At 67.6% G+C, this 9,172-nt stretch carries 8 protein-coding genes; 6 read left to right on the plus strand and 2 right to left on the minus strand.

Annotated elements, in window-relative coordinates; translation table 11 throughout:
* The 3 genes from NNI01S_RS32680 to NNI01S_RS32690 form a co-directional block, all read left to right on the plus strand.
* On the plus strand, positions 1 to 723 hold a 723-nt coding region (locus NNI01S_RS32680; protein WP_501193592.1), incomplete at its 5' end, for a DNA-directed RNA polymerase subunit beta.
* A gap of 99 nt (positions 724 to 822) precedes the next feature.
* Complete coding sequence (locus NNI01S_RS32685) at positions 823 to 4,776, plus strand: DNA-directed RNA polymerase subunit beta' (RefSeq protein WP_063025382.1); 3,954 nt, start codon at positions 823 to 825, stop codon at positions 4,774 to 4,776.
* Positions 4,777 to 4,901: 125 nt separating this feature from the next.
* Positions 4,902 to 5,378, plus strand: coding sequence for a PaaI family thioesterase (locus NNI01S_RS32690; RefSeq protein WP_245676472.1), 477 nt, complete (start codon positions 4,902 to 4,904; stop codon positions 5,376 to 5,378).
* 87 nt (positions 5,379 to 5,465) lie between these two features.
* Here NNI01S_RS32690 and NNI01S_RS32695 read toward each other — a convergent pair whose 3' ends face one another.
* Positions 5,466 to 6,476, minus strand: a complete 1,011-nt coding sequence (locus NNI01S_RS32695) for an aldo/keto reductase (protein WP_063025384.1) — start codon at positions 6,474 to 6,476, stop codon at positions 5,466 to 5,468.
* 100 nt (positions 6,477 to 6,576) lie between these two features.
* On the opposite strand from NNI01S_RS32695, the gene NNI01S_RS32700 reads away from it, so the two are divergent.
* Positions 6,577 to 7,431 carry a helix-turn-helix transcriptional regulator gene (locus tag NNI01S_RS32700; protein WP_063025386.1) on the plus strand — a complete coding sequence of 285 codons (855 nt, stop codon included), beginning with the start codon at positions 6,577 to 6,579 and terminating at the stop codon, positions 7,429 to 7,431.
* On the opposite strand, the gene NNI01S_RS32705 is transcribed toward NNI01S_RS32700, so the two are convergent.
* Complete coding sequence (locus NNI01S_RS32705; RefSeq protein WP_063025388.1) at positions 7,428 to 8,051, minus strand: DUF8020 domain-containing protein; 624 nt, start codon at positions 8,049 to 8,051, stop codon at positions 7,428 to 7,430. The two genes, NNI01S_RS32700 and NNI01S_RS32705, sit on opposite strands and share 4 nt — an antisense overlap.
* A gap of 265 nt (positions 8,052 to 8,316) precedes the next feature.
* Between NNI01S_RS32705 and NNI01S_RS32710 the strand changes: the two genes are divergently transcribed.
* A complete protein-coding gene (locus NNI01S_RS32710) occupies positions 8,317 to 8,649 on the plus strand; it encodes an ArsR/SmtB family transcription factor (RefSeq protein WP_063025390.1) in 333 nt (110 codons plus the stop codon).
* Entirely contained in the window at positions 8,646 to 9,122 is a 477-nt protein-coding gene (locus NNI01S_RS32715) for an SRPBCC family protein (protein WP_063025392.1), read from the plus strand. The genes NNI01S_RS32710 and NNI01S_RS32715 overlap by 4 nt, the downstream gene beginning before the upstream one ends.
* Positions 9,123 to 9,172: the final 50 nt, after the last annotated feature.

Genomic DNA, 9,172 nt, shown 5'->3' on the forward strand with positions numbered 1-9,172 from the left:
GCAGGCTGGAAGGTCGACGTCGCCACCGACGGCACCCGTCCCGATTGGGCGCAGGCGCTGCCGGAGCAGATGCTCGGCGCTCCGGCCGACTCCAACATCGCCACGCCGGTGTTCGACGGTGCGCGGGAGGAGGAGCTGACCGGTCTGCTGGCCTCGACGCTGCCCAACCGCGACGGCGAGCGGATGGTCAACGACGACGGCAAGGCCACTTTGTTCGACGGCCGTTCGGGTGAGCCGTTCCCGTACCCGGTGGCGGTGGGTTACATGTACATCCTGAAGCTGCACCACCTGGTCGACGACAAGATCCACGCGCGTTCGACCGGCCCGTACTCGATGATCACCCAGCAGCCGCTGGGTGGTAAGGCGCAGTTCGGTGGTCAGCGTTTCGGTGAGATGGAGTGCTGGGCCATGCAGGCCTACGGCGCGGCCTACACCCTGCAGGAACTGCTGACCATCAAGTCCGACGACGTCGTCGGCCGCGTGAAGGTCTACGAGGCGATCGTCAAGGGCGAGAACATCCCGGAACCGGGCATCCCGGAATCGTTCAAAGTCCTGCTCAAGGAACTCCAGTCGCTGTGCCTCAACGTCGAGGTGCTGTCGTCCGACGGCGCCGCGATCGAGCTGCGCGAAGGCGAGGACGAGGACCTGGAGCGCGCGGCGGCCAACCTGGGCATCAACCTGTCGAGGAACGAAGCGGCCACCGTCGACGATCTGGCGAACTAGGCGGCAGGCCGGATGCCGCGCAGGCGGCATCCGGCCCCGCACATAACTCACTAGTGAACTTTTGCTCGAATTCGACCCGCACAGGGGAAAGGAAGTTACGTGCTAGACGTCAACTTCTTCGATGAACTCCGGATCGGCCTGGCCACCGCCGAGGACATCCGTCAGTGGTCCTACGGCGAGGTGAAGAAGCCGGAGACCATCAACTACCGCACGCTCAAGCCGGAGAAGGACGGCCTGTTCTGCGAGAAGATCTTCGGTCCCACCCGGGACTGGGAGTGCTACTGCGGCAAATACAAGCGCGTCCGCTTCAAGGGCATCATCTGTGAGCGCTGTGGCGTCGAGGTGACTCGCGCCAAGGTGCGCCGCGAGCGCATGGGCCACATCGAACTGGCCGCTCCGGTCACCCACATCTGGTACTTCAAGGGCGTGCCCTCGCGCCTGGGCTACCTGCTCGACCTGGCGCCGAAGGATCTGGAAAAGATCATCTACTTCGCCGCCTACGTCATCGTGGCGGTCGACGAGGAGCTGCGGCACAACGAGCTGTCCACGCTCGAGGCCGAGATGGAGGTCGAGAAGAAGGCGGTCGCCGACCAGCGCGACGCCGACCTCGAGGCCCGTGCGCAGAAGCTCGAGGCCGACCTGGCCGAGCTGGAGGCCGAAGGCGCCAAGTCCGACGTCCGCCGCAAGGTCAAGGACGGCGGCGAGCGGGAGATGCGCCAGCTCCGCGACCGCGCCCAGCGTGAGCTGGACCGGCTGGAGGAGATCTGGAACACCTTCACCAAGCTGGCGCCCAAGCAGCTCATCGTCGACGAGGTGCTCTACCGCGAGCTGGTCGACCGCTACGGCGAGTACTTCACCGGCGCCATGGGCGCGGAATCGATCCAGAAGCTCATGGAGAGCTTCGACATCGAGGCCGAGGCCGAGTCGCTGCGCGAGACCATTCGCACCGGCAAGGGCCAGAAGAAACTGCGCGCGCTCAAGCGGCTCAAGGTCGTCGCCGCCTTCCAGGCCAACGGCAACTCGCCGATGGGCATGGTGCTCGACGCCGTTCCGGTGATCCCGCCGGAGCTGCGCCCGATGGTTCAGCTCGACGGTGGCCGCTTCGCCACCTCCGACCTGAACGACCTGTACCGTCGCGTGATCAACCGCAACAACCGCCTCAAGCGACTGATCGACCTCGGCGCGCCCGAGATCATCGTCAACAACGAGAAGCGGATGCTGCAGGAGTCCGTGGACGCCCTGTTCGACAACGGCCGCCGCGGCCGTCCGGTCACCGGACCGGGCAACCGTCCGCTCAAGTCGCTGTCCGACCTGCTCAAGGGCAAGCAGGGCCGCTTCCGTCAGAACCTGCTCGGTAAGCGCGTCGACTACTCCGGCCGTTCGGTCATCGTCGTCGGTCCGCAGCTGAAGCTGCACCAGTGCGGTCTGCCCAAGCTGATGGCGCTGGAGCTGTTCAAGCCGTTCGTGATGAAGCGCCTGGTCGACCTGAACCACGCGCAGAACATCAAGTCCGCCAAGCGGATGGTGGAGCGGCAGCGGCCGCAGGTGTGGGACGTCCTCGAAGAGGTCATCGCCGAACACCCGGTGCTGCTCAACCGCGCGCCCACCCTGCACCGTCTCGGTATCCAGGCTTTCGAGCCGCAGCTGGTGGAAGGCAAGGCCATCCAGCTGCACCCGCTGGTCTGTGAGGCGTTCAACGCCGACTTCGACGGTGACCAGATGGCCGTGCACCTGCCGCTGTCGGCGGAGGCGCAGGCCGAGGCCCGCGTGCTGATGCTGTCGTCGAACAACATCCTGTCGCCCGCGTCCGGCCGTCCGCTGGCCATGCCGCGTCTGGACATGGTGACCGGCCTGTACTACCTGACCCGTCTGGAAGAGGGCGCGAAGGGTTCCTACCAGCCGGCCACCGCCGACGGTCCGGAGCAGGGCGTGTACTCCTCGCCCGCCGAGGCCCAGATGGCGGTGGACCGCGGTGAGCTCACCGTGCGTTCGCTGATCAAGGTCCGGCTGACCGACCAGCGTCCGCCGAAGGACGTCGAGGCGGAGCTGTTCCCGGAGGGCTGGCGTCGCGGCGACGCGTGGACCACCGAGACCACGCTGGGCCGGGTGCTGTTCAACGAGCTGCTGCCCGCGGACTACGCGTTCATCAACGAGCAGATGCCGAAGAAGCGTCAGGCGACGATCATCAACGATCTCGCCGAGCGTTACCCGATGATCGTGGTCGCGCAGACGGTCGACAAGCTCAAGGACGCCGGCTTCTACTGGGCCACGCGTTCCGGCGTGACGGTCTCCATGTCCGACGTGCTCGTGCCGCCGGAGAAGGCCGAGATCATGGAGCGCTACGAGGCGCAGTCGGATCAGATCGAGAAGAAGTACCAGCGTGGTGCGCTCGATCACCAGGAGCGCAACAACGCCCTGGTCAAGATCTGGCAGGAGGCGACCGAGGAGGTCGGTAAGGCGCTGCGCGCGCACTACCCGGCCGACAACCCGATCATCACGATCGTCGACTCGGGCGCGACGGGTAACTTCACCCAGACCCGTACCCTCGCCGGTATGAAGGGCCTGGTGACGAACCCGAAGGGTGAGTTCATCCCGCGGCCGATCAAGTCCTCCTTCCGGGAGGGTCTGACGGTTCTGGAGTACTTCATCAACACCCACGGTGCTCGTAAGGGTCTGGCCGACACCGCGCTGCGCACCGCCGACTCGGGTTACCTGACCCGTCGTCTGGTGGACGTCTCGCAGGACGTCATCGTGCGCGAGCACGACTGCGGCACCGAGCGCGGCATCGTGGTGCCGATCGCGGAGAAGCAGCTCGACGGCTCGATCATCCGCGACGCGCACGTGGAGACCTCCACCTACGCACGCACGCTCGCGGCCGACGCGCTCGACGCGCAGGGCAACGTCATCGTGGCGAAGGGCGCCGACCTCGGCGACCCGGCGCTGGAGGCGCTGCTGGATGCGGGTATCACCGAGGTGAAGGTCCGCTCCGTGCTGACCTGCACCACCGGCACCGGCGTGTGCGCGACCTGCTACGGCCGCTCGATGGCGACCGGCAAGCTGGTCGACATCGGTGAGGCCGTCGGTATCGTCGCCGCGCAGTCCATCGGTGAGCCCGGTACCCAGCTGACCATGCGTACCTTCCACCAGGGTGGTGTCGCGGGTGACGACATCACCGGCGGTCTGCCCCGCGTGCAGGAGCTGTTCGAGGCGCGCGTGCCGAAGGGCAAGGCGCCCATCGCCGAGGTCTCCGGTCGCGTGCGGCTGGAGGACGACGATCGCTTCTACAAGATCACCATCATCCCGGATGACGGTGGCGAAGAGGTTGTCTACGACAAGCTCTCGAAGCGGCAGCGTCTGCGCGTGTTCAAGCACGACGACGGCACCGAGCGTCTGCTCTCGGACGGTGACCACGTCGAGGTCGGCCAGCAGCTGCTGGAAGGCGCGGCGGATCCGCACGAGGTGCTGCGCATCATGGGCCCGCGTCAGGTGCAGGTCCACCTGGTCCACGAGGTCCAGGAGGTCTACCGCTCGCAGGGTGTGTCGATCCACGACAAGCACATCGAGGTCATCGTGCGCCAGATGCTGCGTCGCGTGACGATCATCGATTCGGGCGCCACGGAGTTCCTGCCCGGCTCGCTCACCGAGCGCGCCGAGTTCGAGGCCGCCAACCGTCGCGTCGTCGCCGAGGGCAACGAGCCCGCGGCGGGTCGCCCGGTGCTGATGGGTATCACCAAGGCGTCGCTGGCCACCGACTCGTGGCTGTCGGCGGCGTCCTTCCAGGAGACCACCCGAGTCCTGACGGACGCGGCGATCAACTGCCGCTCCGACAAGCTCATCGGCCTCAAGGAGAACGTGATCATCGGTAAGCTGATCCCGGCCGGTACCGGTATCAACCGTTACCGGAACATCCAGGTGCAGCCGACCGAGGAAGCCCGTGCCGCCGCGTACGCGGTGCCGTCCTACGACGACACCTACTACAGCCCGGACAGCTTCGGTCAGACCACCGGCGCCGCAGTCCCGCTCGACGACTACGGCTTCAGCGACTACCGGTAATCCGCGCAACGACATTCGGCCCCCGCTCCGTTCGGAGCGGGGGCCGGATTCGTTATCGGCCGGTGGTGGACAGCCGGGGCGGGAAGCAGTAGGAAAGTAGAACAGGTTTCAATTCTGTTCCGGAGGTGGCGGTGGACGACGCGGCGTTGGGTGACCTGGTGGTGGCCGGGTTCCGGAAGCTGGGGTTCATCCAGTACGCGGGGGTCGAGTGGGAGGAGTTCGCGGCGGGGCGGAATGTGGTGTCGATCGTGCCGCGAGCGGAGCATCTGAACCACAACGGAGATCTGCACGCCGCCGTACTTTTCGGGATGGCCGAAACCGCCGCGATGGGCGCGTCGGTATCGGGAATCGTGGACCTGATGGGGGATACGTTCATCGTCGCCAAGGACGGCCGCATCGAGTACAAGGCCCGCGCGAAAGGTGAAGCGGGGCCGTTCCGCGCCACGTCCGCGTTCTCCGATGAAACGCTGGCGCAGATGCGCGCGGAGATCGAGGCCCGAGTGCCGCTCGAACTCGACGTGCCGGTGGAGATCGCCGACAGTACTGGAAAGACCGTGGCCGCGGCGGTATTCACGGCCGTGCTGCGTCCGCGCAGGGCCTGATCGCTGCCGTGCTCGACCGCGAGCGGTAGATCCGGCGAGTTCACCGGGCCCGGGGCGCGTCCGCTCGGCCACGCCCCGGACGCCATCTCACCGCTCGCTGTCGAGCATCGCCATCTGCGCCGTGGCGTAGCGTTCCCCCGCGACCCGGTCGGCGGGCACGGCCGCTTCGATCGTGGACAATTCCTCATCGGTGAGCGAGAGATCCAGCGCGCGTACCGCTTCCATCCACCGCTCGCGGCGGCGGGTGCCGATGAGCGGCACGATGTCGTCGCCCCGGGTCAGCGCCCAGGCGATGGCCAGTTGCGCCACCGAGGCGTCTTTGTTCGCCGCGATCTCGTTCAGCGCGCGTACCAGTTCGAGATTCCGGTCCAGGTTCTCGCCTTGGAAGCGCGGGCTGTGTGCGCGGAAATCATTCGGAGCGAAGGTGGCTCCGGGCCGAATCGCATCGCTGAGCAGCCCACGCGAGAGCACTCCGTACGCCGTGACGCCGATGCCGAGTTCCCGGCAGACGGGCAGGATCCGCTCCTCGATGCCCCGGGAGATCAGCGAGTACTCGATCTGCAGGTCCACGATGGGATGCACGGCCGCCGCCCGCCGGACGGTCTCCGGCCCGACCTCGGACAGGCCCACGTGCCGCACGTATCCGGCCTCGATCAGCTCGCCGATGGCGCCGACGGTGTCCTCGATCGGCACGTCCGGATCCAGCCGGGCGGGGCGATAGATGTCGATGTGGTCGACGTCGAGCCGCTGCAGGCTGTAGGTCAGGAAATTGCGCAGCGCGGCCGGCCGGTTGTCCACGCCGACGAAAGCGCCGTCGGGTCCGCGCAGCGCGCCGAACTTCACGCTCAGCACCACGTCTTCGCGGGGACGCTCGGCGATGGCCTTGCCGATCAGCATCTCGTTGTGTCCCGCACCGTAGAAATCGCCGGTGTCGATGAGGTTGGCGCCGGAGTCCAGCGCCGCGTGGATGGTCGCGGTCGATTCGGCGTCGTCGGTCGCTCCGTACGCGCCGGACATGCCCATGGCGCCCAGGCCGATGCGGCTCACGGTCGGACCGGTGGCCCCGAGCCGCACTTCGTCGATCTTCGTTGTCGTCATGAGACCAGCCTGCGCCGGTCGGAAGCGGCACGGCAGAGATCGCTTATCGGGGGAGTCGCGATCCCTGGCTGAGCACCCCGATCCAGGGGACAGTTATGACATGGACCGCCCCGAACTCGCCGATTTCCTGCGACGTCGCCGTGAGCAGCTCACGCCCGCCGACGTGGGATTGCCGCCCGGCGTCCGGCGGCGCACACCGGGGCTGCGTCGCGACGAAGTCGCCCTGCTCGCCGGCATCTCGACCGACTACTACACCCGGCTGGAGCAATCGCGCGGCCCGCGTCCGTCCACCCAGGTCCTCGCCTCACTCGCGCGCGCCCTGCGTTTCGGCAACGACGAGCGGGACCACCTCTACCACCTGTGCGACCACGCCCCGCCGGGACGGGAGACGACCGATAAGCACGTGGGGCCCGGCCTGATGCATCTGCTCGCCAAGCTGGACGATACCGCGGCCACCGTGGTCACCGATCTCGGCGAGGTTCTCGTGCAGAACCGGATGCACACCCTGCTCGTCGGTGATCACGGTGACCGTCGCGGGTGGGATCGGTACTACGCCTACCGCTGGTTTGCCGACCTTTCGGCGCGCGCCATCTTCCCGGAGGAGGACTGGGATCGGCTCGGCCGCAACCACGTCGCCGATCTGCGTGCCACGGCCGCGCGCCGAGCGGGCGACGCGGACGTGACCGCGCTGATCGCCGAGCTGCGCTCCGTGAGTGCCGAATTCGACCGGCTCTGGAACGAGCATCACGTAGCCGTGCGGCTCTCGGACATCAAACGCATCCGGCATCCGCAGGTCGGCCTGATCGACACCGTCTGCGAAACGCTGCTCACGCCCAATGCCGCCCAGCGCCTACTGGTCTATCTACCGCGTCCGGGTACGGACGCGGCCGAGAAACTGGACCTGCTGCGGGTGATCGGTACGCAGCGGCTGACGCCCGCCGACCGGCTCGACTAGGGCGCGGTGACGTACTCCAGCGCCGCGTCGACGGCGGGTTGCCCACCGCCGATGACGTACCCGGCCATCGCGCCGATCGCGGCGCCCGCGACCGCGGCGACGGGCACGGTGATGAAGTCGATCACGAACAGCCCGAGCGGGAAGCCGACGATGAAGCCGATGGCGGCGCCGATCCCGGCTCCCGCCAGGATGGTCGGCATGACCTTCTCGGCCTCGGCGTAGAACCGCTCCTGGGCGCCGATGTCGCGCAGCGGCGCGTCGGCCATCGCGACCGGCGCCACGGTGAGCCGGTGGCCCGCGTCTTCGAGCACGGGGCGCAGGGACACGCGCTGGTCTCCGATGCGCAGCGTCATCGGCAGCGCGGCGACGATTTGCCCGGCGCGATCGGCGACCGTTACCACCCGGTCGTCGTGGGTCAGCTCGAATGTGCCGTCCTGGAGGGTGGCCACCGCGGCGCGGCGGTCCTCGCTGGCGGCGACCTCGTAGGCGACCTGGTGGAATGTGCCGTGCAGGTCGAGCGGCGCGTCGGCGGGCGCGGGCTGCGCGTGTGCGGCGCTCGTGGTGAGTGCGGTGGCCGCCAGCGCCACCAGAGTCGCCGCGGTGATTTGGGAGATCCTCATCGTGCTCTTTCCATGTCCCGCCCCCGTGTCCGGTTCGTCCGGACAAGATACCGCTCCGGGGACCCGATCAGAAGGGCCGAGCCACGGTTCGCACCGGGTTCGGCCGCGAAAGCCTCTGTCCTACTTCGTCGCCGGACGCTCCTACCTCAGCTTCGTCGGCGGCCGCCAGGTCGTGGATTTCCGAATGACGGTCGTCCGAGTCGCTGGATGCGGACGATGCGATTCCCCCTTGACGTTCTCGCTCCGATGCGAAACACTGAACTAGATGGTTCAGTATGATTTCTTGGATGCCTCCTTCGGGGCGCTCGCGGATCCCACCCGGCGTGGGATCCTGGAACGACTCGGCAGGGGGCCCGCGACCGTCAGCGAGCTGGCAGAGCGTTTCGAGATGACGCTCACCGGCGTCAAGAAGCACATCCAGCTGCTGGAAGCGGCGGGCATGGTGGTCACGGAGAAGCGCGGCCGGGTGCGGTACTGCCGCCTCGGCGAGAACGTCTTCGACCGCGAAGTCGCCTGGATGCAGGGCTACCGGCGGATGGTGGAAGCGCGGCTGGACCGTCTCGGCGAATTCCTCGAGCGAACGGAGCAGGAGCGATGAGCACAACCACGAACGACGCCGCCGTCACGGCGGACACCGACCGTACGATCCACATCGAGCGGATCTTCGACGCCTCACGCGAGCGCGTGTGGGACGCCTACAGCAGGATCGAGTTGCTCGCCCAGTGGTGGGGGCGCGGCAACCGGCTCGACATCGAGCGCTGGGAGTTTCGGCCCGGCGGGCACTGGCGTTTCGTCGAGCATGCCGAAGGGGAGGCCCACGGCTTCGAGGGGCGCTTCCGCGAGGTCACGCCGCAGGAGCGCATCGTGTACTCCTTCGAGTGGGACGGCATGCCCGCCCATGTGGCGATCGACAGCGTCAGCTTCGTCGATCTCGGGGACGGTCGCACCAAAGTGGTCACCGACAGTCAGTTCCACACGCCGCAGGAGCGGGACGGAATGCTTCAGTCCGGCATGGAGTCCGGGCTCAACGAGAGCTACCGCGCGCTGGACGCCTTGCTCGCACGCGGCTGAGCCGCAACGCTTCGGCTCCGGTCGTTGGAGCGGAGCCGAAGCGTGCACGG

It is taken from the genome of Nocardia niwae NBRC 108934 = DSM 45340, assembly GCF_001613465.1.
Taxonomy (GTDB): Bacteria; Actinomycetota; Actinomycetes; order Mycobacteriales; family Mycobacteriaceae; genus Nocardia; species Nocardia niwae.

What these genes read in the sequence shown, in the direction of transcription:
- NNI01S_RS32705 (WP_063025388.1), bottom strand. Translation starts at nt 8,051, where the DNA reads ATGAGGATCTCCCAAATCACCGCGGCGACTCTGGTGGCGCTGGCGGCC.
- NNI01S_RS32710 (WP_063025390.1), top strand. Translation starts at nt 8,317, where the DNA reads ATGGTTCAGTATGATTTCTTGGATGCCTCCTTCGGGGCGCTCGCGGAT.
- NNI01S_RS32715 (WP_063025392.1), top strand. Translation starts at nt 8,646, where the DNA reads ATGAGCACAACCACGAACGACGCCGCCGTCACGGCGGACACCGACCGT.
- NNI01S_RS32700 (WP_063025386.1), top strand. Translation starts at nt 6,577, where the DNA reads ATGGACCGCCCCGAACTCGCCGATTTCCTGCGACGTCGCCGTGAGCAG.
- NNI01S_RS32695 (WP_063025384.1), bottom strand. Translation starts at nt 6,476, where the DNA reads ATGACGACAACGAAGATCGACGAAGTGCGGCTCGGGGCCACCGGTCCG.